General features: G+C 70.2%; 22 protein-coding genes. 12 read left to right on the top strand and 10 right to left on the bottom strand.

The window, feature by feature from the left end; all coding sequences use genetic code 11:
• The first annotated feature begins 166 nt into the window (after positions 1–166).
• The 6 genes from aspA (at position 167) to HS109_06100 (ending at position 5729) form a co-directional block, all read left to right on the top strand.
• The gene (aspA, locus tag HS109_06125) at positions 167–1588 is read left to right on the top strand and encodes an aspartate ammonia-lyase (GenBank protein MBE7521947.1); all 1422 of its coding nucleotides are present in this window, start codon (positions 167–169) and stop codon (positions 1586–1588) included.
• 108 nt (positions 1589–1696) lie between these two features.
• Positions 1697–2380 carry an aspartate/glutamate racemase family protein gene (locus HS109_06120; GenBank protein MBE7521946.1) on the top strand — a complete coding sequence of 228 codons (684 nt, stop codon included), beginning with the start codon at positions 1697–1699 and terminating at the stop codon, positions 2378–2380.
• Between the two features lie 108 nt (positions 2381–2488).
• Entirely contained in the window at positions 2489–3388 is a 900-nt protein-coding gene (locus tag HS109_06115; GenBank protein ID MBE7521945.1) for an amino acid ABC transporter substrate-binding protein, read from the top strand.
• Between the two features lie 209 nt (positions 3389–3597).
• Complete coding sequence (locus tag HS109_06110) at positions 3598–4290, top strand: amino acid ABC transporter permease (protein MBE7521944.1); 693 nt, start codon at positions 3598–3600, stop codon at positions 4288–4290.
• A 1-nt stretch (position 4291) separates the two neighbouring features.
• Entirely contained in the window at positions 4292–4981 is a 690-nt protein-coding gene (locus tag HS109_06105; protein MBE7521943.1) for an ABC transporter permease subunit, read from the top strand.
• 19 nt (positions 4982–5000) lie between these two features.
• Positions 5001–5729: an amino acid ABC transporter ATP-binding protein gene (locus HS109_06100; protein ID MBE7521942.1), complete on the top strand. Its 729-nt coding sequence runs from the start codon at positions 5001–5003 to the stop codon at positions 5727–5729.
• Between the two features lie 41 nt (positions 5730–5770).
• On the opposite strand, the gene can is transcribed toward HS109_06100, so the two are convergent.
• Positions 5771–6424 (bottom strand): carbonate dehydratase, encoded by a 654-nt coding sequence (gene can / locus HS109_06095; protein MBE7521941.1) that lies wholly within the window; start codon positions 6422–6424, stop codon positions 5771–5773.
• Between the two features lie 309 nt (positions 6425–6733).
• On the opposite strand from can, the gene HS109_06090 reads away from it, so the two are divergent.
• Genes HS109_06090 through HS109_06070 form a run of 5 tightly spaced genes read left to right on the top strand, consistent with a single transcriptional unit; the run spans position 6734 to position 14933 of the window.
• A complete protein-coding gene (locus HS109_06090; GenBank protein MBE7521940.1) occupies positions 6734–7786 on the top strand; it encodes a GMP reductase in 1053 nt (350 codons plus the stop codon).
• Positions 7787–7838: 52 nt separating this feature from the next.
• Complete coding sequence (purL, locus tag HS109_06085; GenBank protein ID MBE7521939.1) at positions 7839–11714, top strand: phosphoribosylformylglycinamidine synthase; 3876 nt, start codon at positions 7839–7841, stop codon at positions 11712–11714.
• Positions 11715–11762: 48 nt separating this feature from the next.
• Positions 11763–12380, top strand: coding sequence for a phenylacetic acid degradation protein PaaY (locus HS109_06080; GenBank protein MBE7521938.1), 618 nt, complete (start codon positions 11763–11765; stop codon positions 12378–12380).
• Positions 12381–12436: 56 nt separating this feature from the next.
• On the top strand, positions 12437–14119 hold the full coding sequence (locus HS109_06075) for an adenosylcobalamin-dependent ribonucleoside-diphosphate reductase (GenBank protein ID MBE7521937.1): 1683 nt from the start codon (positions 12437–12439) through the stop codon (positions 14117–14119).
• Between the two features lie 16 nt (positions 14120–14135).
• Positions 14136–14933, top strand: coding sequence for a DUF4239 domain-containing protein (locus HS109_06070; protein MBE7521936.1), 798 nt, complete (start codon positions 14136–14138; stop codon positions 14931–14933).
• 10 nt (positions 14934–14943) lie between these two features.
• On the opposite strand, the gene HS109_06065 is transcribed toward HS109_06070, so the two are convergent.
• From HS109_06065 to ampD, 7 genes are all read right to left on the bottom strand, one after another.
• Positions 14944–16425, bottom strand: a complete 1482-nt coding sequence (locus HS109_06065) for a gamma-glutamyltransferase family protein (protein MBE7521935.1) — start codon at positions 16423–16425, stop codon at positions 14944–14946.
• Between the two features lie 218 nt (positions 16426–16643).
• Positions 16644–18152 carry a tripartite tricarboxylate transporter permease gene (locus tag HS109_06060; GenBank protein MBE7521934.1) on the bottom strand — a complete coding sequence of 503 codons (1509 nt, stop codon included), beginning with the start codon at positions 18150–18152 and terminating at the stop codon, positions 16644–16646.
• Between the two features lie 4 nt (positions 18153–18156).
• Positions 18157–18618, bottom strand: coding sequence for a tripartite tricarboxylate transporter TctB family protein (locus HS109_06055; GenBank protein MBE7521933.1), 462 nt, complete (start codon positions 18616–18618; stop codon positions 18157–18159).
• Between the two features lie 200 nt (positions 18619–18818).
• Positions 18819–19622: a peptidylprolyl isomerase gene (locus HS109_06050; GenBank protein MBE7521932.1), complete on the bottom strand. Its 804-nt coding sequence runs from the start codon at positions 19620–19622 to the stop codon at positions 18819–18821.
• Positions 19619–19918, bottom strand: coding sequence for a BolA family transcriptional regulator (locus tag HS109_06045; GenBank protein ID MBE7521931.1), 300 nt, complete (start codon positions 19916–19918; stop codon positions 19619–19621). Before HS109_06045 ends, HS109_06050 begins: the two co-directional genes overlap by 4 nt.
• On the bottom strand, positions 19915–20466 hold the full coding sequence (locus tag HS109_06040; GenBank protein ID MBE7521930.1) for a septation protein A: 552 nt from the start codon (positions 20464–20466) through the stop codon (positions 19915–19917). Before HS109_06040 ends, HS109_06045 begins: the two co-directional genes overlap by 4 nt.
• Before the next feature lie 89 nt (positions 20467–20555).
• Entirely contained in the window at positions 20556–21107 is a 552-nt protein-coding gene (ampD, locus tag HS109_06035) for a 1,6-anhydro-N-acetylmuramyl-L-alanine amidase AmpD (GenBank protein ID MBE7521929.1), read from the bottom strand.
• A gap of 72 nt (positions 21108–21179) precedes the next feature.
• On the opposite strand from ampD, the gene HS109_06030 reads away from it, so the two are divergent.
• Positions 21180–21440 carry a hypothetical protein gene (locus tag HS109_06030; GenBank protein MBE7521928.1) on the top strand — a complete coding sequence of 87 codons (261 nt, stop codon included), beginning with the start codon at positions 21180–21182 and terminating at the stop codon, positions 21438–21440.
• Between the two features lie 49 nt (positions 21441–21489).
• Here HS109_06030 and HS109_06025 read toward each other — a convergent pair whose 3' ends face one another.
• Together HS109_06025 and HS109_06020 are read right to left on the bottom strand one after the other, a co-directional pair.
• Positions 21490–22806, bottom strand: a complete 1317-nt coding sequence (locus tag HS109_06025) for a sigma-54-dependent Fis family transcriptional regulator (protein ID MBE7521927.1) — start codon at positions 22804–22806, stop codon at positions 21490–21492.
• A 46-nt stretch (positions 22807–22852) separates the two neighbouring features.
• Positions 22853–24499, bottom strand: a complete 1647-nt coding sequence (locus HS109_06020) for a HAMP domain-containing histidine kinase (protein MBE7521926.1) — start codon at positions 24497–24499, stop codon at positions 22853–22855.
• Positions 24500–24501 lie beyond the last annotated feature (2 nt).

Below are 24501 nucleotides of genomic sequence, written 5' to 3'. Positions count from 1 at the left end.
TCCGCGTGGCGCGCCTCGATCGCCCGCAGCCCGGAGCAGCGGAGGACCGGGGCGAGCCGCGTGTCGTCCATCGCGCGATCATACCTGCGCGGATTGCGGCGTCGCGCATGGCGCCCCCGGGGTGGCCGGTGTAGAGTCCGGCGCATCGCATCGGCAAGGGGCAGCCATGACAGCAGCCGCGAAGGGCGACGTCCGCGTCGAGCACGACCTCATCGGCGATCGCGAGATCCCCGCGAACGCGTACTGGGGCGTGCACACCTTGCGCGCCGTCGAGAACTTTCCGATCACGATGCGCGCGGTCGGATTGTGGCCGGAACTGGTGCGCGCCCTCGCGCTCGTCAAGCACGCGGCGGCGCAGACCAACTACGAACTCGGCCTGCTCGGCGAGGACAAGGCGAAGCTCATCATCGCCGCGTGCCGCGAGATCGCCGCGGGCGCGCTGCACGGCGAGTTCGTCGTCGACCAGATCCAGGGCGGCGCGGGCACGTCGACCAACATGAACGCGAACGAGGTGATCGCCAACCGCGCGCTCGAACTCGCCGGGCGGAAGAAGGGCGACTACGCGTTCCTGCACCCGATCGAGCACGTCAACATGGGGCAGAGCACCAACGACGTGTACCCGACCGCGGTCCGGCTGGCGGCGCGCTTCGCGATCGTCGACCTGATCGCGGCGATGGAGGAGTTGAAGCGCGCGTTCGCCGCGAAAGCGCACGAATTCCGCGACATCCTCAAGGTCGGCCGCACGCAGCTCCAGGACGCGGTGCCGATGACGCTCGGGCAGGAGTTCTCGACCTTCGCGGTGATGCTGGGCGAGGACCAGCAGCGCCTGGTCGAGGCGGGCGCGCTGATCGAGGAGATCAACCTCGGCGCGACCGCGATCGGCACCGGCATCAACTCGCATCCGGGCTACGCGCCGCTCGCGTGCAAGCACCTGGTCGCGCTCTCGGGGGTGCAGGTCAAGACCGCGGAGAACCTCGTCGAGGCGACGCAGGACTGCGGCGCGTTCGTGCAGCTCTCCGGGGTGCTGAAGCGCATCGCGGTGAAGCTCTCGAAGACCTGCAACGACCTGCGGCTGCTCTCGTCGGGACCGCGCGCGGGCCTGGGCGAGATCAACCTGCCGGCGGTGCAGGCGGGCAGCTCGATCATGCCGGGCAAGGTGAATCCGGTGATACCCGAGGTCGTGAACCAGGTCGCCTTCGAGGTGATCGGCAACGACATGACGGTGACGATGGCGGCGGAGGGCGGCCAGCTCCAGTTGAACGCGTTCGAGCCGGTGATCGCCTACAGCCTGTTCCGCAGCATCCCGCACCTGAGGCAGGCCTGCATCGTGCTCGCGCGGCAATGCGTCGTCGGCATCACCGCGAATCGCGCACGCCTGGAGGAGACGGTGCGACAGACGATCGGCATCGTCACCGCGCTCAACCCCTACATCGGCTACGAGAAGTCGAGCGCGCTCGCGAAGGAGGCGCACGCCAGCGGCCGCGGCGTCGTCGAACTCGTGCTCGAGAAGGGGTGGATCTCGAAGGACGACCTCGACCGCATCCTGTCGCCGGAGAACCTGACCGAGCCGCGCCCGCCGGTGCGCTGATCAACGGGGTCAGACTCGATTGATCGCCCGGCTCCCGCTCCAAGACAATCGAGTCTCACCCCTTTGACAAGTCCGTCCCCCCGGTTCCTGCTCGGCGTGCTTGGCGGCATGGGACCGCTCGCGACGGTCGACTTCCTCGCGAAGCTCGTGGCCGTGACGCCGGCGCGGGGCGACACCGATCACGTGCCGGTGGTGGTCGCCTCGATCCCGCAGATCCCGCCGCGCGTTCCGGCGATCCTGGGCGACGGGCCATCGCCGCTGCCCGCGATGCGCGACGCGCGCGACCGGCTGCTCGCGGCCGGGGCCACGCTGCTCGCGATGCCCTGCAACACCGCGCACGCCTGGTACGACGAACTCGTGGCGGGAATCGACGTGCCGTTCCTCCACATCGCTGATACGGCAATCGACGAGGTCAGGGCGATCGTGCCCGAAGGTGGCGCGGTCGGCATCGTCGCGACCGAGGCGACGCACGCGATCGGGTTGTTCTCGTCGCGGCTGGAGCGCGCCGGGTACGGGTCGATCGTGCCGAAGGGCGACGATGCCCGCGCGGTGGTCGAGGGAGTCGCCGCCGTCAAGGGGGGGCGGCTGGCCGATGGCGGCGCCCGATTCGCCCGGGCGATGGCGTCGCTCGAACTCGACGGTGCCCGGGCAGTCGTGCTGGGTTGCACCGAGGTGCCGCCCGGCCTCGCGGCGGCGGGTGCCGTGCCGGGCATTCCCTGGATCGACCCGACCGAGGCGCTGGCCCGGGCCTGTGCGGCTGCCTGGGCGCGCCATCCGGCCGGCGGCCCCTGAGGTCCGCCGACGCCATGGACAGCGGCGGCATTCTCCTGTAAACTCAACAGGTTTCGCGCGGCCCTCCCGGCCGCCGACGATCCCGAAACAAGCCCCGGAGGAACCGCAATGCTCAAGCATTCCCTCGCCTTGCTGATGGCGGCGACGCTCGCGGCGCCCGCGCTCGCGCAGGATTCGCCGACGCTGAAGAAGATCAAGGACAGCGGCACCATCACCATCGGCCACCGCGACAGCTCGATCCCGTTCTCGTACTACGACGACAAGCAACATGTCGTCGGCTACTCGATCGACATCTGCATGCACGTCGTCGACGCGATCAAGGCCGAACTCAAGATGCCGAACCTCAAGGTCGCGCTGAACCCGGTCACCTCGGCGACCCGCATCCCGCTGATCGCCAACGGCACGATCGACCTCGAGTGCGGTTCGACCACCAACAACGCCGCGCGCCAGGAGCAGGTCGGCTTCACCAACACCTACTTCGTGACCGCGAACCGCTACGTCGCGAAGAAGTCGTCGAACATCAAGTCGCTCGCGGACCTCAAGGGCAAGACGGTGGTCTCGACGTCCGGCACCACGAACCTCAAGTGGCTCACCGAGGAGAACGCGAAGCAGAACATGGGCATGTCGATCCTGACCGCGAAGGATCACGCCGAGGCGTTCCTGATGGTCGAGACCGGCCGCGCCGTCGCGTTCTTCATGGACGACATCCTGCTCTACGGCCTGGTCGCGACGTCGAAGGCCCCGGGCGACTTCGTCGTCGGCAGCGAGGCGTACTCGGTCGAGCCCTACGGCGCGATGATGCCGCGCGGCGACGCCGGCTTCCGCAAGGTCGTCGACGGCGCGACGGCGAAGCTCTACACGAGCCCGGCGATGGCGGCCCTCTACGACAAGTGGTTCCTGAAGCCGATCCCGCCGAAGGGCGTCACGATGAACGTGCCGATGAGCCCGCAACTGAAGCGCGTGCTCGCGAATCCGACGTCGAGCCCGGATCCCGCCGTCTACAAGTAACCGACGGACGGCGCGGCGCCGCGCCGCAACGCAACGGGACGGGGAGCTTCGGCTCCCCGTTTTGTTTGTTATAGTCGCCCGCTCGGGGGGGGCGGGCGCGAGCTTCGAGCGCCGGTGCATCGCGTTACGACGGAGGGCGCGCGGTGAAATACAACTGGAACTGGGGGATCCTCTGGCAGACGTCGGCCGACGGCCAGAACACGTGGTTCATGACGCTGATCCACGGGCTGGGCTGGACCATGGTCACCGCGCTGTGCGCCGCCGTCATCGCGCTCCTGCTCGGCACGGTCATCGGGGTGGTCCGCACCACCGATCGCGTCTGGCTCGTGCGGCTCGGCAACGCCTACGTCGAGTTCTTCCGCAACGTGCCGCTGCTCGTCCAGTTGTTCCTGTGGTACTTCGTGCTTCCGGAACTGCTGCCGGTCGCGCTCGGCAACGCGATCAAGCACATGCCGCCGCCCTGGGGCTCGTTCGTGCCGGCGGTGGTCGGGCTCGGGCTCTTCACCGCGGCGCGGGTGGCCGAGCAGGTGCGCGCCGGCATCGGGTCGCTGCCGCGCGGCCAGCGGATGGCCGGCACCGCGCTCGGGCTCACGCAGGCGCAGACCTACCGCTACGTGCTGCTGCCGATGGCGTTCCGGATCATCATGCCGCCGCTCTCCAGCGAAACGATGAACCTCATCAAGAACACGTCGGTCGCGCTCACGATCGGACTGGTCGAACTGACCGCCGCGGCGCGCTCGATGCAGGAGTTCACCTTCCAGGTGTTCGAGGCGTTCACGGCCGCGACGCTGATCTACATCGTCGTCAACCTCATCGTCGTCAACCTGATGCGCTGGCTCGAGAGGAGCGTCGCGGTACCGGGGTTCATCGGGCCGGCGGTCGTCGGCGGAGGAGGCCACTGACATGGGCGCCTTCGACTTCGACGTCATCGGACGTTCGCTCGGCTACCTGTTCCGGGAGGGCATGACGTTCACGCTGACGCTGACCGCGCTCGCGGCCGCCGGCGGGATCATCTTCGGGACGCTGCTCGCGATGATGCGGCTGTCCTCGATCCGGTGGCTCTCCGCGATCGCGACCGGCTACGTGAACCTGATGCGCTCGATCCCGCTGCTTCTGGTGATCTTCTGGTTCTACTTCCTCGTCCCCTACATCGGCGCCTGGCTCACCGACTCGCCGCGGCCGATCAGCGTCGGCGCGTTCGCGAGTTCGGTGATCACTTTCACGATGTTCGAGGCGGCCTACTACTCGGAGATCATGCGCGCGGGCATCCAGTCGATCCCGCGCGGACAGGTGTGGGCGGGATACGCGCTGGGGCTCAACTACTGGCAGACGATGGGCACGGTCGTGCTGCCGCAGGCGTTCCGCAACATGATCCCGATCCTGCTGACGCAGACGATCATCCTGTTCCAGGACACCTCGCTCGTCTACGTGCTGTCGATCACCGACTTCCTCGGCGCGGCGTCGAAGGTCGCGCAGCGCGACGGGCGGCTGGTCGAGATGTACCTGTTCGCCGCGCTGGTGTACTTCGTCGTCAGCTTCGGCCTGTCGCTGCTGGTCAAGCGGCTGCAGCAGAAGATCGCAATCGTCCGATAGGGAGCCGCCCGCGATGGCCATGATCGAAATGAAGGACGTATCCAAGTGGTACGGCAGCTTCCAGGTGCTGAACGGCTGCACGACCAGCGTGAACAAGGGCGAGGTGATCGTCGTCTGCGGCCCGTCCGGATCGGGCAAGTCGACGCTGATCAAGGTGGTGAACGCGCTCGAGCCGTTCCAGAAGGGCTCGATCCACGTCGACGGCATTGCGGTCAACGACCCGAAGACCGACCTGCCGAAGCTCCGCTCGCGCGTCGGCATGGTGTTCCAGCACTTCGAGCTGTTCCCGCACCTGACGATCACGCAGAACCTGACGCTCGGGCAGGTCAAGGTGCTCGGCCGGACCGAGGAGGAGGCGCGCACGCGCGGGCTCAAGTACCTCGACCGCGTCGGCCTGATCGAGCAGAAGGACAAGTTCCCCGGGCAGCTCTCGGGCGGCCAGCAGCAGCGCGTCGCGATCGCCCGGGCGCTCTCGATGGACCCGATCTGCATGCTGTTCGACGAGCCGACCTCGGCGCTCGACCCGGAGATGATCAACGAGGTGCTCGACGTGATGGTCGGCCTCGCGAAGGAAGGCATGACGATGATGGTCGTCACCCACGAGATGGGGTTCGCGAACAAGGTCGCCAACCGCGTCATCTTCATGGACAAGGGCCAGATCGTCGAGGACGCGACGAAGGACGACTTCTTCGGCAAGCCGCGCAGCGAGCGTGCGCAGCAGTTCCTGGCGAAGATCCTGCACCACTGAGCGCACGCCGCGGGCGGCGCGATGCGCCGGCGCCGGCAGGGCTACGGCAGGCGGCGAGCGATCGCGCCCGGGTAGTTCCGCTCGATGTCCGCCATCGAGGCGGCCCCCACGCCGAGATCGCGCAAGAGGCCGTCGGCGAGCCCGTAGACGAAACCGTGCAGCGTGACGGCCTGGCCGCGCGCCCACGCCTCCTGCACGATGGTCGTGCGCGCGACGTTGCCGACCTGCTCGACCACGTTCAGTTCGCACAGCCGGTCGACGCGCGCATCGTCGTCCGCCGCGCGGGCGAGGAGGTCGCGATGGCGCACCGCGACGTCCTGCACGTGGCGGAGCCAGTTGTCGATGAGCCCGTGCGCCGAATCGCCGAGCGCGGCGCGGATGCCGCCGCAGCCGTAGTGGCCGACGACCAGGACATGTTCGACCTTCAGCACGTCGATCGCGAACTGGAGCACCGACAGGCAGTTGAAGTCGGTGTGGACGACGACGTTCGCGACGTTGCGGTGGACGAAGAGTTCACCTGGATCGAGGTCGACGATCTGGTTCGCCGGAACTCGGCTGTCGGCGCAGCCGATCCACAGGTAGCGCGGCGCCTGCTGCGCGGCGAGCCGGCGAAAGAAGTCCGGTCGCCGGGCGCTGATCTCGGCCGCCCAGGCGCGGTTGCGATCGAGGAGGTGCCGGATCGGGGACTGGGCCATGCGCCATCATACCGGCGATGCGTGCGCCTCCGGTCGCACGTTGGTTCGGCTTCAGCCGAACGCCTTTCGCATCGGCGCGGCGCACCCCGTCAGGCTACTGAAGCCTGACCTGCGAGGACCCCACGCCGCCACGTCCTCCACGCAGGTCCGACTTCTGTCGGACGCTCCTCGCCGCGAACCCCCGAACGCCCTTCGGCCGCAGTGCCGACCCGAAGCGGATCGGCAACGGAGTAGAATCGCCCGACGTCGGACCCGCCCCGTGGCGGCCCGGCGTTTTTTCCGGCCGCACCGGAAACGCGAGGACGATCGATGCGCATCGAGAACGACGTCAAGCTCGACTTTAAGGACGTGCTGATTCGGCCCAAGCGCTCGACATTGACGACGCGCTCGCAGGTCGACATCTCGCGCGAGTTCCGGTTCCGGCACACCGGCACCGAGTACTCCGGCATCCCGATCGTCGCGTCGAACATGGACTCGACCGGCACCTTCGAGATGGCCGGCGCGCTCGAACCGTTTCGGCTCTCGGTCGCGCTGCACAAGCACTACGGCGTCGACGAGATCGTCGCGTTCTTCAGCGCGCTCGAGCGCAAGAGCGCCGCGTTCGTCTCGATGGGCATCCAGGAGGCCGACGAGGAGAAGCTGCACGCGGTGATGGCCAGGGCGGGCAAGGGCGCGGATTCGGCCGTCCGCTACCTGTGCATCGACGTCGCGAACGGCTACACCGAGAGTTTCGTGCGCTTCGTCGCCAGGGTCCGTGCCGCCTATCCGTACCTCGTCATCATGGCCGGCAACGTCGTGACCGGCGAGATGACCGAGGAGCTGATCCTGTCGGGCGCCGACATCGTCAAGGTCGGGATCGGCCCGGGTTCGGTCTGCACGACGCGCAAGATGACCGGCGTGGGTTATCCGCAACTCTCGGCGATCATCGAATGCGCCGATGCGGCGCACGGCCTCGAAGGTCACATCTGCGCCGACGGCGGCTGCGCGACGCCCGGCGACATCGCGAAGGCGTTCGGCGGCGGCGCCGACTTCGTGATGCTGGGCGGGATGCTCGCCGGTCACGACGAGTCCGCGGGCGACGTGGTCGAAGAGGACGGCAGGCGTTTCATGCGCTTCTACGGCATGAGCAGCCGGATGGCGATGGACAAGTACGCCGGCGGCGTCGCGAAGTACCGGGCGGCCGAGGGGAAGGACGTGCTGATTCCCTACCGCGGGCCGGTGGCGGAGACCGCGCAGGAGATCCTCGGCGGCGTGCGCTCGGCGTGCACCTACGTCGGCGCGCGGCGATTGCGCGAACTGTCGAAGCGCACGACCTTCGTGCGGGTGACGCAGCAGCTGAACGAGGTGTTCGGGAAGGGCTGAGCCCCGTGCCGCGCGTCCGGTAGAATTCGCGTTCCAGCGAATTCTCCCCGCGATGCCCGACTTCCTCGCGCTGCCCGGCCGCCGCGCCGTCTCGTCCTTCCGGCTCGCCAAGCTCCTCGAAGCGCTCGTGGCCGCCCGGCCGGCGGCGGCCATCGTCGGGCTCGCGGCGCGCTACCGTCACTACGTCGACCTCTCCGGTCCGCTCGACGCGCGGGGGCGCGACGTCCTCGAGCGGCTGCTGACCTACGGGCCGCGCGAAGTCGGCGCGTCACCGCGCCCGCCTGACTTCGTCGTCGTCCCCCGGCCCGGCACGATCTCTCCGTGGTCGTCGAAGGCGACCGACATCGCGCACAACTGCGGACTCGGCGCCGTCCGGCGCATCGAGCGCGGCGTCGACTGGCACGTCACGCTGCGCGAGCGATCGACGTTCTCGCGCGAGGACCGCGACGCACTGCTGCCGCTCGTCCACGACCGCATGACCGAGTCGGTGCTGGCCTCTCCCGATGACGCGCGCGTGCTGTTCGCGCAGGTGGAGCCGCGCCCGCTCGCCTCGATCCCGCTGCTGGACGAGGGACGCGACGCGCTCGTGCGCGCGAACCGCGACCTCGGACTCGCGCTCGCCGGCGACGAGATCGACTACCTCGACGCGAGCTTCCGCGCGCTCGGCCGCGACCCGACCGACGTCGAGCTGATGATGTTCGCGCAGGCGAACTCCGAGCACTGCCGGCACAAGATCTTCAACGCGAGCTGGGTGATCGACGACGCGCCGCAGCCGAAGAGCCTGTTCGCGATGATCCGCGACACGCACGCCGCGCACCCGCGCCGCACGGTGGTCGCGTACTCGGACAACGCGGCGGTCATGGAGGGGCATCGCGTCGCGCGCTTCCACCCGGACGCCGAGGGCCGCTACGCCGCGCACGCCGCGCTCGCGCACACGCTCTTGAAGGTCGAGACCCACAACCATCCGACCGCGATCGCGCCGTTCCCGGGGGCGGCGACCGGCTCGGGCGGCGAGATCCGCGACGAAGGGGCGACCGGCACCGGCGCGAAGCCGAAGGCGGGAGTCACCGGATACACGGTGTCGCACCTGCGCCTGCCCGGCCGGATCGAGCCCTGGGAAGGGCCGCTCGACAAGCCCGACCGCATCGCCTCGCCGCTCGCGATCATGCTGGAGGCACCGATCGGCGCGGCGTCGTTCAACAACGAGTTCGGCCGGCCCAACCTCGGCGGCTACTTCCGGACCTTCGAGCTCGAGGTCGACGGCGAGGTCCGCGGCTACCACAAGCCGATCATGATCGCCGGCGGGCTCGGCAACATCGACGCGCGGCACACGCACAAGCACGCGCTCGCCGACGGCACGCTCCTCGTCCAGCTCGGGGGGCCGGGCCTGCTGATCGGCCTCGGCGGCGGCGCGGCCTCGTCGATGGCCACCGGCGCGAACGCCGCCGACCTCGACTTCGATTCGGTGCAGCGCGGGAACGCCGAGATCCAGCGCCGCGCGCAGGAGGTGATCGACCGCTGCTGGCAGTCGGGAGACGACAACCCGATCCTGTCGATCCACGACGTCGGCGCGGGCGGGCTGTCGAACGCACTGCCCGAACTCGTCCACGGCGGCGGCGCGGGCGGCGGGTTCGACCTGCGTGCGGTGCCCTCCGGCGAGAGCGGCATGTCGCCGCGCGAGATCTGGTGCAACGAGGCGCAGGAGCGCTACGTCCTCGCGATCGCACCCGTGGACCTCGCACGCTTCGACGCGATCTGTGCGCGCGAGCGCTGCCCCTACGCGGTCGTCGGCCGCGCGCGCGGCGACGGACGTCTGGTGGTCGACGATCCGGTGTTCGGCAATCGCCCGGTGGACGTGCCGCTCGAGGTGATCCTCGGCAAGGCGCCGCGCATGACGCGCGAGGCGACGCGCGTCGAGCGGCACCCGGCGCCGCTCGACCTCGGTGCGCTGTCCTTGGACGAGGCGGCGCGTCGCGTGCTGCGGTTCCCGGCCGTCGCCGACAAGACCTTCCTCGTCACGATCGGCGACCGCACGGTGGGCGGCCTGTGCGCGCGCGATCCGATGGTCGGGCCCTGGCAGGTCCCGGTGGCCGACGTCGCGGTGACGCTGATGGACTTCGCCGGCCACGCGGGCGAAGCGATGGCGATGGGCGAGCGTACGCCGCTCGCGCTGCTCGACGGACCGGCGTCGGGACGCATCGCGCTGGCCGAGGCCATCACCAATCTCGCGGCGGCCGACGTCGCGCTCGATCGCGTGAAGCTCTCGGCGAACTGGATGGCGCCCTCCGGGCACCCGGGCGAGGACGCCGTGCTCTTCGACACGGTGCGAGCCGTAAGCGAGTTCTGCATCGCGCTCGGCGTGTCGATCCCGGTCGGCAAGGACTCGATGTCGATGCGTACCGCGTGGCCCGACGGCGGCGTGGACAAGGCGGTGACCGCCCCGGTGTCGCTCGTCGTGACCGCGTTCGCACCGGTCGACGATGTGCGGGCGACCGCGACTCCGCTCCTCGTGCGCGACGCACCGACCGCGCTCGTCTGGATCCAGGCGATGCCCGGCAGCCACCGGCTGGGCGCGAGCGCGCTCGCCCAGGTGACGGGCCAGCTCGGCCACGAGGCGCCGGACGTCACGCCCGGCGCGCTCGCCGCTTTCCTCGCAGCGCTGCGCACGCTGCGCGCGCGTGGCGCGCTTCTCGCCTACCACGACGTCGGCGACGGCGGCGTGTTCGCGTCGCTCGCGGAGATGGCGTTCGCCTCCCGGACCGGCCTCGACATCGCGCTCGACGGATTCGCGAGCGACCCGCGCGCGGTCCTGTTCGCCGAAGAGATCGGTGCCGTCGTGCAGGTTCCGGCCGCGGAGGCGGAGCGGGCGATCCGCGATGCGCGCTCCGCCGGTCTCGCCGCTTGCTCGATCGCGTCGATCGCGGGACACGACCGCATCCGCGCGATGCGCGCGGGCGAGGTCTTGCTCGACGTCAAGCGCATCGACCTGCATCGCGAGTGGTCGTCGCTCACCCACGCGATGCAGCGGATGCGCGACCTGCCGGAAGCCGCCGACCAGGAGCACGCGCGCATCGGGGACGTGCACGACGCCGGACTCGCACCCGCGGTGACCTTCGATCCCGGCACGCGGAACGCCGCGCCGTTCGTCGGCGGCGGGGCGCGGCCGAGGGTCGCCGTGCTGCGCGAGCAGGGCGTCAACGGGCAGGTCGAGATGGCCGCCGCGTTCGACCGCGCGGGCTTCGAGGCGCACGACGTGACGATGACCGATTTGTCCTCCGGTCGCCGGACGCTCGCCGGGTACGCGGGCTTCGTCGCCTGCGGCGGGTTCTCCTACGGCGACGTGCTCGGCGCAGGCGAAGGCTGGGCGAAGTCGATCCTGTTCGACCCGAGGCTCGCCGACATGTTCGGCGCGTTCTTCGCGCGCGGCGACGCGTTCGCGCTCGGCGTGTGCAACGGCTGCCAGATGATGAGCGCGCTCGGCTCGCTCATCCCCGGAGCCGGGCACTGGCCGCGCTTCGTGCGCAACCGCTCCGAGCAGTTCGAGGCGCGATTGGTCGAGGTCGAGATTAGACGCTCGCCGTCGCTCTTCTTTCGCGGCATGGAGGGGAGCCGCCTGCCGGTCGCGACCGCGCACGGCGAGGGCCTCGCGGAGTTCCGCGACGATGCAGAGCTCGCCGCGGCACGCGACCTGGTGTCGCTCGTCTTCATCGACGGCCACGGCCGGCCCGCGGCGACCTACCCGCACAACCCGAACGGTTCGCCCGAAGGCATCACCGGCCTCACGACCGCCGACGGCCGGTTCACGATCCTGATGCCGCATCCCGAGCGGGTCTGGCGCACGGCGCAACTCTCGTGGGCGCCGCGCGGCTGGGGCGAGACCTCGCCCTGGTTCCGCATGTTCGAGAACGCGCGCGCCGCGCTGCGGTAAGCTTGTCTCCGTGATCCGGCGCCGGACCGGTACCGGCGGGAGAGTTCGATGACGCTCAAGGTGTACGCGATCGACGGCATGACGCCGGTGGTCGATCCTGCGGCCTACGTGCACCCGTCGGCGGTGCTGATCGGCGACGTGATCGTGGGTCCGGGCTGCTACATCGGTCCCTGCGCGTCGCTGCGCGGCGACTTCGGCCACATCGAGATCCGCGCGGGCGCGAACGTGCAGGACTCGTGCATCCTGCACGGCTTCCCGGGCCTGGGAACGGTCGTCGAGGAGGACGGACACATCGGCCACGGCGCGGTGCTGCACGGCTGCACGGTCCAGCGCAACGCGCTCGTCGGCATGAACGCGGTGGTGAACGACCACGCGGTCGTCGGCGAGTCGGCGATCGTCGCGGCGATGGCGTTCGTGAAGGCGCAGATGGTGATCCCGCCGCGCACGCTGGTCGCCGGCATTCCGGCGAAGGTCGTGCGCGCGTTGACCGACACCGAGCTCGCGTGGAAGGCCGAGGGCACCGGGCACTACCAGGCGCTGGCGAAACGCTCGCTCGCGACGATGAAGGCGGTCGAGCCGCTGCGCGCGCCCGAGAAGGGACGCCGGCGTGTCGACCTGCCGGAGATGCTCCCGCTCTCGATCGTGAAACAACGCCAGCGCAGGTGAACTGCGCAGCGGGGTCGCCGCGAACGCCTTCCGGCGCCGGCTCCGCGGTTACGACGATGACCACGCTCGCCAATCCGCTCGCCGCGCACGTCTGGCGCTCGCGCTACCGTTTCGAGGACGAAGGTTCGATCGACGCGACCTTCGACCGTGTCGCCGGCGCGCTCGCGGAGGCCGAGCGGCACGACCGCGACCTGTGGGCGCGGCGCTTCCGGGACGCGCTCGAAGGCTTCCGCTTCCTGCCCGGCGGCCGGATCCTCGCCGGCGCGGGCACCGGGCGGCGCGTGACGCTGATGAACTGCTTCGTCATGGGCACGCTCGACGACTCGCTCGAAGGCATCTTCCGCGCGTTGCACGAGGCGGCGATCACGCTGCAGCAGGGCGGCGGCGTCGGTACCGACTTCTCGCCGCTCCGGCCGAAGGGGGCGAGCACCAGCGCGACCGGCGGGCGCTCGTCCGGCCCGGTGTCGTTCATGCAGCTCTGGGAGCAGATGTGCGCCACGGTCACCGACGGCAGTCCGCGGCGCGGCGCGATGATGGGCGTGATGGCCTGCGACCACCCGGACATCCACGCGTTCGTCGCGGCGAAGCGCGTGGCGGGCAAGCTCACGCACTTCAACGTGTCGGTGCTGGTCTACGACGCGTTCATGCGCGCCGTCGCGGACGACGGCCGGTGGCGTCTCGCGTTCCCGCGCTTTCCGGCGGACCGCGACATCCGCGCGCGCGACCTGTGGGATGCGATCGTCGGCGGCGCCTACGCTTCGGCGGAGCCCGGCGTCCTGTTCATCGACCGCATCCGGGCCGAGGACAACCTCGCGTACTGCGAGACGATCAGCGCGACCAATCCCTGCGGCGAGATCCCGTTGCCGCCGTACGGGGCCTGCGATCTGGGATCGATCAACCTGGCGGCGTTCGTGCGCGACGCGTTCACGCCGCGCGCGCGCCTCGACCTCGAGGGCATCGCCGCACTGGTGCCGCTCGCGGTGCGGATGCTCGACAACGTCTGGTCGGTGACGAACTTTCCGGTGCCGCGGCAGGCCGAGCAGGGACGTTCGTCGCGGCGCCTCGGGCTCGGGATCACCGGGCTCGGCGACGCGCTGGCGATGCTCTCGCTGCGCTACGACATGCCGGAGGGGCGCGACTTGGCCGCGCTCGCGATGCGCACGATCACCGAGCACGCCTACGCCGCGTCGATCGAACTCGCGCGCGAGCACGGCGCGCCGTTTCCGCGTTTCGAGCGCGAACCCTACCTCGCCGCCCCGTTCGTCGCGCGGCTGCCGCGCGAACTGCGCGACGGCATCGCGAAGCACGGCATCCGCAACAGCCACCTGGCGGCGATCGCGCCCGCCGGCACGATCAGCGTGCTGGCCGGCGGCGTGTCGTCGGGCATCGAGCCGATCTTCGCGCTCGAGGGGACTCGTCGCGTGCGGCAGGACGACGGGCGGTTCGAAGAGGTCGCGACCGCCTGTCCCGCGCTCCTCGCCTGGCGCGCTCAGGCGAAGGCGGGCGAGCCGACCCCTGAGGCGTTCGTGACCGCGACCGCGATCGGGCCGGAGGCGCAGCTCCTGATGCAGGCGGCGCTGCAGCCGCACGTCGACAACGCGATCTCGAAGACGACCAACGTCGACGCCGGAATCGGGATCGACGCGTTCGCCGCGATCTACCGACGCGCGTACGAACTGGGCCTCAAGGGTTGCACGGTGTTCCGGCCCAATCCGGTCACCGGTTCGATCCTGCGCTGACTCGCCGGAGGAACGCATGCTCTCGGGATTCGACCTCGCAAGCCTCGGCACCCTCGTCGCGGCTTCGCTCTTCGCCGGCATCCTGGCCTGCCTGCGGCTGGGACGCCTGCTCGGCGAGCGTGCGATCGCGCGCCATGGGCCGGAGGGACACGGCGGCGTCGGATCGCTCGAGACCGCGATCTTCGCGCTGCTCGGCCTCCTGGTGGCGTTCACGTTCTCCGGCGGGCTCGAACGCTTCGACGCGCGGCGCACGCAGGTCGTCGACGAGGCGAACGCGATCGGCACCGCGTGGCTGCGCGTCGATCTCGTGCCGGAGGCCGCCCAGCCGGCGCTGCGCGAGCAGTTCCGCCGCTACGTCGATTCGCGCATCGCGACCTACCGGAAGCTGCCGGATCTCGCGGCGGCGAACGCCGAGTACCTGCGTTCGCAGGAACTGCAGGCGGAAATCTGGCGCAGCTCGCTCGCGGCGGTGCGCCTTCCCGAGGCGAAGCCTTCCGCGGAGATGCTGCTGGTGCCCTCGCTGAACCAGATGTTCGACATCACGACGACGCGGGTGGCCGCGACGCGGACCCATCCGCCGCCGATCGTCTACGCGATGCTCGTGGTGCTCGCGCTCGCCGCGGCGCTCCTCGCCGGATACCAGGCCGCGGGAATGCGCGGATACACATGGATCCACAAGCTGGGCTTCGCCGCGATCTTCGCGCTCACCGTCTACGTGATTCTCGACATCGAGTTCCCGCGCTTCGGATGGGTGCGGGTCGACGCGATCGACCGGTTGCTCGTGGACCTGCGCGCGTCGATGGGAGCTCGCTGACCGGCGCGGGTCAGAAGCCGACCGCCTGCCCGTCGCGCCTCGGATCGGACGCCGCGAGGAAGCCGTCGCCGAGCTTCACGACGAACTGCCCGGCGCCGAAGTCCATGTAGCTGTCCGCCGACTGCACGATGCGGTGCCCGAGCGCGGCGAGGCCGCGCTGCACGTCGGCGTCCATCGACGGCTCGAGGTCGAGCGTGCCTTCGCGGTTCCAGCGCCAGCGAGGAGCGTCGAGCGCCGCCTGCGGGTTCATGCCCCGGTCGAGGACGCGGACGAGCGCCTGCACGTGCCCCTGCGGCTGGATCGGCCCGCCCATGACGCCGAACGCGGCGAGCGGCGCGCCCGCGCGCGTGAGGAAGCCCGGGATGATCGTGTGGTACGGGCGCTTGCCGCCGGCGATCACGTTCGCGTGGCCGGGTTCGAGCGTGAAGCCCGCGCCGCGGTTCTGCAGGCTGATGCCGGTCCCCGGTACGACCACGCCCGATCCGAAGCCCATGTAGTTCGACTGGATGAGCGACACCATCGTGCCGTCCGCGTCGCCGGCCGCGAGGTAGACGGTGCCGCCCGACGGCGGCGTACCGGGGCCGAAGTCCTGCGCGCGCTTCGGGTCGATGAGCTTCGCGCGCGACGCGAGGTACGCGCGGTCGAGGAGCGAGTCCGGCGACACGCGCATGTGCGAGGGGTCCCCGACGTAGTGGTAGACGTCGGCGAACGCGAGCTTCATCGCCTCGATCGCCCGATGCTGGGCCGCGAGACTGTCGGGCGCCTCGCGCGCGAGGTCGAACGACTCGAGGATGCCGAGCGCGATCAGCGTCGCGATGCCCTGGCCGTTGGGCGGGATCTGGTGGACCGTCGTGCCCCGATAGTCGAACCCGAGCGGCACGACCCAGTCGGCGCCGTGGCGCGCGAAGTCCTCGAGCGTGTGGACCGCGCCGTGCCGCCTGGCATCGGCGACCATCGCCTGCGCGAGGGCGCCGCGGTAGAACGCTTCGCCCTTCGTCGACGCGATGGTCTCGAGCGTGCGCGCCTGCGGCGGGCAGGAGAAACTCTCGCCGGCCCGCGGCGCGCGACCGCGCGGCAGGAAGTGCTCGGCGAAACCCAGGTCGTGGGGCAACACGCCAGCCGCGCGCTCCCACTGTCCGGCGATCGTCGGCGAGACGATCCAGCCGTCGCGCGCGTAGCGGATCGCGGGCTCGAACAGGTCGGCGAACGGCAGCTTGCCGAAGCGCTGCGACAGCGCGACCCAGCCCGAGACCGCCCCGGGGATCGTCACCGGCTCCCATCCGCGCTGCGGCATCTCCGGCTTGCCGGCGTAGCGCGCCGCGCTCGTCGCCGCCGGTGCGCGGCCGGAGGCGTTGAGTCCGACGAGTTCGCGTCCGTCCCAGACGATGGCGAAGAGGTCCGAACCCATGCCGTTGCTGACCGGCTCGACGACGGTCAGCGTGATCGCTGCGGCGAGGGCCGCGTCGACCGCGTTGCCGCCGCGCGCGATCATCGATGCGCCCGCCTGCGCGGCGAGCGGCTGGCTCGTCGCGACGACGTTGCGGGCGAGAACCGGCTGGCGCCGGGACGGGTAGGGGAGCGACCAGTCGAGCACGGGAATGGGCCTGCGGAGCGTGGACGGAGAGGGGCGCGGCCGGCGTCGCGGCGTTCGGGCCGGGAACGCCGGTGCGGTCCTCGATTCTACCTGCCGCGGCTCGCCGTGCGCCGGCCCTAGGCCCCTTCCTCCTGGAAGGCTTCCTGCCGGGTCTTGCGCACCGCCGGCAGGACGATGATGAGGAGGAGAAGCGCCGCAGCGATCAACATCGCGAGCGAGAGCGGTCGGGTGAAGAACACCGTCGGGTCGCCGCGCGACAGGAGGAGCGCCCGGCGCAGGTTCTCCTCCATCATCGGGCCGAGGATGAAGCCCAGCAGCAGCGGCGCCGGCTCGCATTCGAGCTTGACGAAGATCCAGCCCAGCGCGCCGAACACCGCCGCCGCCAGCACGTCGAACACGTTGTTCTGCAGGCTGTACACGCCGATGCAGCAGAACAGCAGGATCGCCGGGTAGAGGAGCCGGTAGGGCACCTTGAGGAGCTTCACCCAGACGCCGATCATCGGCAGGTTCAGCACGACGAGCATCAGGTTGCCGATCCACATCGACGCGATCAGGCCCCAGAAGAGGTGCGGGTTCGACGACATCACCTGCGGCCCGGGCTGGATGCTGTGGATCGTCATCGCGCCGACCATCAGCGCCATCACCGCGTTGCCGGGGATGCCGAGCGTGAGGAGCGGGATGAAAGACGCCTGCGCGCCCGCGTTGTTCGCGCTCTCGGGACCCGCGACGCCCTCGATCGCGCCCTTGCCGAAGCGCGAAGGATCCTTGGAGATCTTCTTCTCGACCGTGTACGAGGCGAACGCCGAGAGCATCGCGCCGCCGCCGGGCAGGATGCCGAGCACCGATCCGATGCCGGTGCCGCGCGCGATCGCCGGCAGCGCCTCCTTGAACTCGTGCCACTTGAGCCACAGGCCCGACACGTTGTCGGTGAACACCTCGCGGTGCCCGCGCTGCTCGAGGTTGACGATGATCTCGGCGAAACCGAAGAGGCCCATCGCCAGGGTCACGAACCCGATGCCGTCGGAGAGCTCGGGAACGCCGAACGTGTAGCGCTGCAGCCCCGAGTTGACGTCGGTGCCGACGATGCCGAGCAGAAGGCCCAGCACGATCATCGCGATCGCCTTGAGGAGCGAGCCGCTCGCCAGCACGACCGCCGAGAGCAGGCCGAGGACCATCAGCGAGAAGTATTCGGCGGGACCGAACTTGAGCGCGAACTCGGCGAGCGGCGGCGCGAAGCCGGCGATGACGATCGTCGCGAAGGTGCCGGCGATGAACGACCCGATCGCCGCCACCGACAGCGCCTTTCCCGCCTTGCCGCGGCGCGCCATCTGGTAGCCGTCGATGCAGGTCACCACCGACGACGACTCGCCCGGCAGGTTGACGAGGATCGCGGTCGTCGAACCGCCGTAGCTCGCGCCGTAGTAGATGCCGGCGAGCATGATCAGCGCGGAGACGGGCTGCAGCGCGTAGGTCACCGGCAGCAGCATCGCGATCGTCGGCACCGGGCCGATGCCGGGCAGGACGCCGATCAGCGTACCCAGCAGGACGCCGAAGAACGCGTAGAGCAGGTTCTGCAGCGTGAGCGCGACTTCGAATCCGAGCGCGAGGTGCTGGAGGATCTCCATGGCGTCACGCTCCCGTGATGAACCGCGGCCAGGTCGGCAACTGCAACTGGAGCCCCCAGGTGAACGCCACGACCACGAACACCGCCAGCACGAGCGAGGCGATCAGCGCCTCCTTCCAGCGGAACTCGTGGCTCGCGACGCTCGACGCCACGACGAGCAGGATCGTCGCGAGGACGAGGCCGAGCGGGACGACGGTGACTCCGAAGAGGACGACGCTGCCGAGCACGATCGCGATCGGCTGCAGCGTGGGGGTCGAGATGCGCGCCCCCTGCGTGCGCAATCCCTTCACGATCAGGGCGGCGCCCAGCACCACCAGGATCATCCCGAGCGCGCGCGGGAAGTACCCCGGCCCCATGCGCGCCGCCGTTCCCACCGGGTAGGCGTATCCGATCAGGATCGCGGCGAGTCCGGCGAGCGCGAACAGACAGCCCGAGCCGAACTCCTTCGGATTGCGGATCATCGACATGCACGTCCTCCCGTTGCGCGCGGCGAAATCGTCGCGCTGCCCCGTAAGGCTGGCGCTGCGGCCGCGGCCAGCGCGAACGATACCATCGAACGCTCCGCGGGCGGGGACTGACGCTCCGGTCAGCGCCGCAGGCCGGGGCCGCAAGGAAAACGGGGCGGAGCCCGAAGGGCCGGCCCCGTCGATGCCGCGCTCCCGCGGGATCAGACGCCGTTCTTGGCGCGCAGCTCGCGGAAGTACTTGTCGAGGTGCTGCGCCTGCATGCGCTGCGCGAGTTGCGGCTTCACCTCGTCGAACGAGGGCACCTTGGCGGCGCGGACGTCCTCGACGAGGATCACGTGCCAGCCGAACTGCGTCTGCACCGGCTGCGGCGTGAACTTGCCCTTCTCGGCCTTCACCATCGCGTCGGAGAACGGCTTCACGAAGTTCGCCGGCGCGTTCCAGTCGAGGTCGCCCCCCTTGTCCTTCGAGCCCGGATCCTTCGATCGCGCCTTGGCGAGATCGGCGAACTTGGCGCCCTTCTGCAGTTCGGTGATGACGTCCTTCGCATCCTGCTCGTTGTCGACCAGGATGTGCGCGACCTTGTACTCCTTGTCGCCGATCTGGTTCTTGATCGCGTCGTATTCCTTGCGGAGGTCGGCTTCCGGGATCGGATTGTTCTTCACCCAGTCCGCGACGTAGGCGCGCACGAGCACGGTCTGCGACGCGAGGTCCATCTGCGACTTCACTTCGGCGGACTTGTCGAGGCCCTTCTTGCGGGCTTCGCGGGCGAGGAGTTCGCGCGTGTTGAGTTCCTCGCGGATCAGCGCGCGGAGTTCCGGCGAGTCCGGCTGGCCCTGGGCCACGCGGTCCTTCAGCACCGCATCGAAGGTCGACTGCGGGTAGAGCGCCTTGCCGGAGTCGGCGGCCTTCGCCGCGGCGGCCTTCGGCGCGGCGGGCGCCTGGGCGTGGGCGGCAGGCAGGGCGAGCGCGGCCATGACGGCGAGCGCGATCGTGGTACGGGTCATCGAACGGTCCTTTCGTGGGACGTGAAGTATTCGTCGGGGGTGCAGGCGCGGATCGAGAGCGCATGCACCGGATGGGGAAAGAGGTCGGAGAGCCGGTCCATCACGCGGCGGTGCCGGGCGAGGCTCCCCGCCCCGGTGAACGCCTCTGACACGACCAGCAGCGAAAAGTGCCCGCCGCCGCCGGCCGCCCCGGCATGGCCCGCATGGGCGGCGCTCTGGTCGTCGAGCGCGACATGCACCGGGGCGAGCGGTTCGAGCCGCTCGGCGATCGCGCGCGCGATGTCCGGCGCGGTCATCGATGCGGCGCCTCCTCGCGCGCGGGGACTTCCTGCATGTGCCGGGCGAGCCAGAGGCCCTGGGCGATCGCGAACGCGAGGACCAGTCCGATGCCGCCCCAGACCTTGAAATTGACCCAGGTGTCGGTCGGGAAATGGAACGCGACGTACCAGTTGGCGAACGCCATTGCCGCGAAGAACCCGACCCAGGACCAGGTCACCGCCGACCAGACGGACGCGGGCAGCGACACGTCCTTGAGCAGGCCCGCGATCAGGTCGCGCCGGAACGCGAGCTTGCCCACCGCGAGCACCAGGCCGAAGAGCGCGTAGAGCACCGTGGGCTTCCACTTGATGAAAGTCTCGTCCTGCAGCAGGAGCGTCGCGCCGCCGAACACGACGATGATCGCGAACGAGAGCCAGTGCACCGCGGAGATGCGCCGCTTCCAGGCGAAATACGCGATCTGCCCGATGGACGCGACGATCGCCACGGCCGTGGCCGCGTAGATGCCCTGCGCCTTGTACGCGACGAAGAACAGGATCAGCGGGAAGTAGTCGGCGAGGAGCTGCATGGGGTCCGGGCGCGCCGCCGGGGCGCGTCCGGGGAATCGAGCATTATAACGGGTCGACGGACGGCACAGGCGTGCCCCGCATGGCCGGGTCAGGCGGCGAGGAGGGTCCGGAGCCGGGCCCAGTCGAACGCCGGGCCGGGATCGGTCTTGCGGCCCGGGGCGATGTCGCTGTGGCCGGCGAGTTCGACCGCCGGCCAGCGCCGTCGGATGCGGCGGACGAGGGCCGCGAGCCGCAGGTACTGCCGGGCGGTGTAGGGCCGCTCGTCGGTGCCCTCGAGTTCGATGCCGATCGAGAAGTCGTTGCAGCGCTCCCGGTCGCGCCAGCGCGACACGCCTGCATGCCACGCCCGCATCGCGCAGGGCACGAACTGGACGAGCGCACCGTCGCGGCGGATCAGGAAGTGCGCCGAGACCCTCAGCGAGGCGACCGCGGCGAAGGCCGGATGGAGGGCGGGATCGAGGCGGTTGGTGAAGAGGCGATCGATGGCGTCACCCCCGAACGCCCCGGGCGGAAGCGAGATGCCGTGGATCACCACGAGCGTGACCTCGGTGCCGGGAGGCCGTTCGTCGGCGTTGGGCGACGGAACGCGGCGGGCACCGGCGAGCCAGCCCGCCGGGTCGAAGTCGCGCGACGCGGTCATGCGGCAATGCCCGCGATGGTCGCCGCCGCCGTCCCCGTTTCGCGCGGCGCTCGGCGATGCGACAATGCACGGATGGACCTCGCCGTCGGGCTTCCCGTGCTGGTCGCGCTCGTCGCCGGGCTCGTCGCCGTGCGGACGATGATCGTGCGCCGCCGCCGCAGCCTGCAGGCGTACACCCGCACGCGCGACGAACGGTTGCGCAAATCGAAGCCGAAGGATCGCCGGACGACCCGCGCGGAGATGCGTGCGAACGAGGATCCGACGACCGTGATGGGGCAGATGAGTTCGCAGCCGCGCGACCCCAAGCGCGATCGGGCGCGCTCGCGTCGATAGGCGGGCTGCGGGGCGGCTGCCTCCGCGCGCCCGCCACGGGCCGCGCGGTTCACTTGATGCCCAGCCGCTCCATCCGGTAGCGCATGGCCCGGAACGTGATGCCGAGGAGCTTCGCGGCGGCGGTCCGGTTGAAGCGCGTCTTCTCGAGCGCCTCGTTGATCGCCTGGCGCTCCACGCGGTCCAGGTAGTCCTGCAGCGGCCACTTCTCTCCGGGCGGAACGCCCGCGTCCTCCTCGTCCTCGCTCGGCGTCAGGTGCAATGCGGATGCGGTGATGTGCTGCGGATCCGCCGCGAGCGACAGCCCTCGCTCCAGGATGTTCTCGAGTTCGCGCACGTTGCCCGGGAACGCGTAGCGCTCGAGCGCGGCGAGCGCGTCGGGCTCGAGCTTCGCCGGCTGCCCGCGCGCGAGCCGCGCGAGGATCGCGTTGGCGATGAGCGGGATGTCCTCCTGCATCTCGCGCAGCGGCGGCATCGCGAGTTCGATGACGTGGAGCCGGTAGAACAGGTCCTGCCGGAACGCGCCGGAATCGACGAGCGCGGCGAGCTTCTTGTGCGTGGCGCTGATGATGCGCACGTCGACCGGATCCTCGGCGGTGGAGCCGACCTTGCGGACCTTCTTCTCCTGGATCGCGCGCAGGAGCTTCACCTGCATCGCGAGCGGCAGGTCGGCGACCTCGTCCAGGAACAGCGTTCCGCCGTTCGCGGCCTGGAAGAAGCCGTCGCGATCGCCGTCCGCGCCGGTGAACGCGCCCTTGCGGTAGCCGAAGAACTCGCTCTCCATCAACTGCTCGGGAATCGCGCCGCAGTTCACCGCGATGAACGGCTGCGCGGCGCGCGGCCCGCCGTGGTGGATCATGCGGGCGGCGAGTTCCTTGCCGCTGCCGGACTCGCCGTTGACGAACACCGGTGCCTGGCTCTTCGCGAGCCGCTCGATCAGGCCGCGCACCTGCTCGATCGCGGCGGACTGCCCGAGGAGCGGCGTGGCGGCGGCGCTCGCGCCGGAGGGCTGTTTGTCGGGCACCTTCAACGCCTGTTTCACCAGCGCCCGCAGCTGTTCGAGCGCCACCGGCTTCGCGAGGTAGTCGAACGCGCCCGCCTTGAGCGCGGCGACCGCGTTCTCGGCGCTGCCGAACGCGGTGATCACCGCGACCGGCACGTCGAGGCCACGCTCGTGGATGTGCTCGACCACGCGCAAGCCCTCGCCGTCGGGAAGCCGCATGTCGGTGAGGCACAGGTCGAAGCTCTCGCGGTCGAGCTGGGCGATCGCCTCGGCGACGGTCGACGCGCGCTCGGTGTCGAGCCCCATGCGGGAGAGCGTGAGCTCGAGGAGCTCGAGCAGGTCGGGCTCGTCGTCGACGACGAGCACCTTCGGTTGGGTGCGGACTCTGCGGTTCACGTTATCCTCCCCTGGTTCAGTTCGCCGGCGCGAACGCGGCCGTCGAAGCACGTTTGAGCGTCATGCGGAACTGCGCGCCGGGCGACTTCGGCAGGAGCTCGAGCGTCGCGCCGTTCGCGTCGGCGAGTTCGCGCGCGATGTACAGGCCGAGTCCGGTGCCGCCCGGGCGCGTGGTGAAGAACGGCTCGAAGATCTGGGCGCGCAGCTCGGCCGGGATGCCCGGCCCGTCGTCGGCGAGTTCGAGGATCACCGCGTCGCCCATGTATCCGGCGCGCGCCGACAGCCGGACGCTCGCCGAGGACTTCTGGCAGTGCTGCCAGGCGTTGCGCACGAGGTTCCAGACGATCTGGTTGAAGTGGCCGCGGTCGAAGATCACGACCAGGTCGTCGGGCACGACGATCTGGACGCTGCCCGCCGGAATGTGCTCCGCCTGCACGATCTCGTCGACGAGCGAACGGAGGAACTCGCCCAGCGCGATGGTTTCCGGCTGCTGGCGGTCGCGGCGGTTCAACTGCAGCACCTCGCCGACGATGCGGTCGATGCGCTTGGTGTTGTTGCGGATCATGCCGAGCAGACGCTGGCCCTCGGGCGCGACGGTGCCGTCCTCCTCGAGGAGCTGCGCCGCCTGGTTGATCGCGGACAGCGGATTGCGCACCTCGTGCGCGATCGACGCGGTGAGCCGGCCCATCGCGGCGAGCTTCATCTGCTGCGCCTCGGTCTGGGCGCGACCGAGGTCTTCGAGATAGATCAGCGTGCCGCCGTTCAAGCCCGAGCCGATGCGCACCAGACGGACGCGGAGCAGCCGCTGCGTCACCTCGACCTTGAACGGGGGCAGCGGGATCGTGAAGTCGTCCTGCCAGCGGCGCCAGTAGTCGTGCAGCGTGGCGCTGAACTCGGCGAGCCGCATGCCGCCGCGCATCCGGCCGAACCCCCCCAGGAGGCGCGTGACCTGCGCGTTGTGGCCGCGGACGACGCCGTTCAGGTCGACGACCAGCACGCCGTCCTGCATGTCCTGGATGATGAGGCGGTTGACCTGCTCCAGGTTCGCGACGTCGATGCCGCGCTGCGCGGCGAGGTCCTCGGAGGCCTTGGTGTAGCGGCCGAGCGCGACGGCGATGCCCACCGTCGCGAAGTAGCCGAAGCCGACGATGCCGGTCTGCACGATCTGCGCGCCGCCGATGCTGCCTTCGATCGCGCGCCAGATGTCGAGCCCGAGCAGCGCGACGCTCGCCAGCGCGGCGTGGAAGAACGCGGTCTGCGTGCGCAGGAGCCAGCCGCTCGCGGCGAGCTGCGGGAACAGCAGGATCGGAATCGGCGCCACCGTGTTGCCGCCCGCGGCGATCACGAGCGACAGGAAGAAGATGTCGCCGGCGAGCAGCGCGAGCGCGAGGTGCGGCAGCGCGAGCGGCAGCCGGTCCATCTGCACCCACGCGAACGCCGCGAGCCCGAAGATGAAGTAGAGCGCGGTGCCGGTGATGAACGCGTTGGGCGCGATCGCGCCGACGCCCTTGAGGTCGATGAGGAGCGCGATGCCGAAGAGCGCCGCGCCGCACACCGCGCGGTAGAGCCCGATGATCCACAGGATGCGGCGCCCCGAGTCGGTGACCGACGCGGGCATCGGCGGGGGCTCGAACGGGGGAATCGCCGGCGCGGGATCGGGCATGG

The sequence above is a fragment of the Burkholderiales bacterium genome (assembly GCA_015075645.1).
In the GTDB taxonomy this organism is placed as follows: domain Bacteria; phylum Pseudomonadota; class Gammaproteobacteria; order Burkholderiales; family Casimicrobiaceae; genus VBCG01.
This window is presented reverse-complemented; position numbering and strand designations above follow the sequence as displayed.

What these genes read in the sequence shown, in the direction of transcription:
- aspA (MBE7521947.1), top strand. Translation starts at nt 167, where the DNA reads ATGACAGCAGCCGCGAAGGGCGACGTCCGCGTCGAGCACGACCTCATC.
- HS109_06120 (MBE7521946.1), top strand. Translation starts at nt 1,697, where the DNA reads ATGGGACCGCTCGCGACGGTCGACTTCCTCGCGAAGCTCGTGGCCGTG.
- HS109_06115 (MBE7521945.1), top strand. Translation starts at nt 2,489, where the DNA reads ATGCTCAAGCATTCCCTCGCCTTGCTGATGGCGGCGACGCTCGCGGCG.
- HS109_06110 (MBE7521944.1), top strand. Translation starts at nt 3,598, where the DNA reads ATGACGCTGATCCACGGGCTGGGCTGGACCATGGTCACCGCGCTGTGC.
- HS109_06105 (MBE7521943.1), top strand. Translation starts at nt 4,292, where the DNA reads ATGGGCGCCTTCGACTTCGACGTCATCGGACGTTCGCTCGGCTACCTG.
- HS109_06100 (MBE7521942.1), top strand. Translation starts at nt 5,001, where the DNA reads ATGATCGAAATGAAGGACGTATCCAAGTGGTACGGCAGCTTCCAGGTG.
- can (MBE7521941.1), bottom strand. Translation starts at nt 6,424, where the DNA reads ATGGCCCAGTCCCCGATCCGGCACCTCCTCGATCGCAACCGCGCCTGG.
- HS109_06090 (MBE7521940.1), top strand. Translation starts at nt 6,734, where the DNA reads ATGCGCATCGAGAACGACGTCAAGCTCGACTTTAAGGACGTGCTGATT.
- purL (MBE7521939.1), top strand. Translation starts at nt 7,839, where the DNA reads ATGCCCGACTTCCTCGCGCTGCCCGGCCGCCGCGCCGTCTCGTCCTTC.
- HS109_06080 (MBE7521938.1), top strand. Translation starts at nt 11,763, where the DNA reads ATGACGCTCAAGGTGTACGCGATCGACGGCATGACGCCGGTGGTCGAT.
- HS109_06075 (MBE7521937.1), top strand. Translation starts at nt 12,437, where the DNA reads ATGACCACGCTCGCCAATCCGCTCGCCGCGCACGTCTGGCGCTCGCGC.
- HS109_06070 (MBE7521936.1), top strand. Translation starts at nt 14,136, where the DNA reads ATGCTCTCGGGATTCGACCTCGCAAGCCTCGGCACCCTCGTCGCGGCT.
- HS109_06065 (MBE7521935.1), bottom strand. Translation starts at nt 16,425, where the DNA reads ATGATCGCGCGCGGCGGCAACGCGGTCGACGCGGCCCTCGCCGCAGCG.
- HS109_06060 (MBE7521934.1), bottom strand. Translation starts at nt 18,152, where the DNA reads ATGGAGATCCTCCAGCACCTCGCGCTCGGATTCGAAGTCGCGCTCACG.
- HS109_06055 (MBE7521933.1), bottom strand. Translation starts at nt 18,618, where the DNA reads ATGTCGATGATCCGCAATCCGAAGGAGTTCGGCTCGGGCTGTCTGTTC.
- HS109_06050 (MBE7521932.1), bottom strand. Translation starts at nt 19,622, where the DNA reads ATGACCCGTACCACGATCGCGCTCGCCGTCATGGCCGCGCTCGCCCTG.
- HS109_06045 (MBE7521931.1), bottom strand. Translation starts at nt 19,918, where the DNA reads ATGACCGCGCCGGACATCGCGCGCGCGATCGCCGAGCGGCTCGAACCG.
- HS109_06040 (MBE7521930.1), bottom strand. Translation starts at nt 20,466, where the DNA reads ATGCAGCTCCTCGCCGACTACTTCCCGCTGATCCTGTTCTTCGTCGCG.
- ampD (MBE7521929.1), bottom strand. Translation starts at nt 21,107, where the DNA reads ATGACCGCGTCGCGCGACTTCGACCCGGCGGGCTGGCTCGCCGGTGCC.
- HS109_06030 (MBE7521928.1), top strand. Translation starts at nt 21,180, where the DNA reads ATGGACCTCGCCGTCGGGCTTCCCGTGCTGGTCGCGCTCGTCGCCGGG.
- HS109_06020 (MBE7521926.1), bottom strand. Translation starts at nt 24,499, where the DNA reads ATGCCCGATCCCGCGCCGGCGATTCCCCCGTTCGAGCCCCCGCCGATG.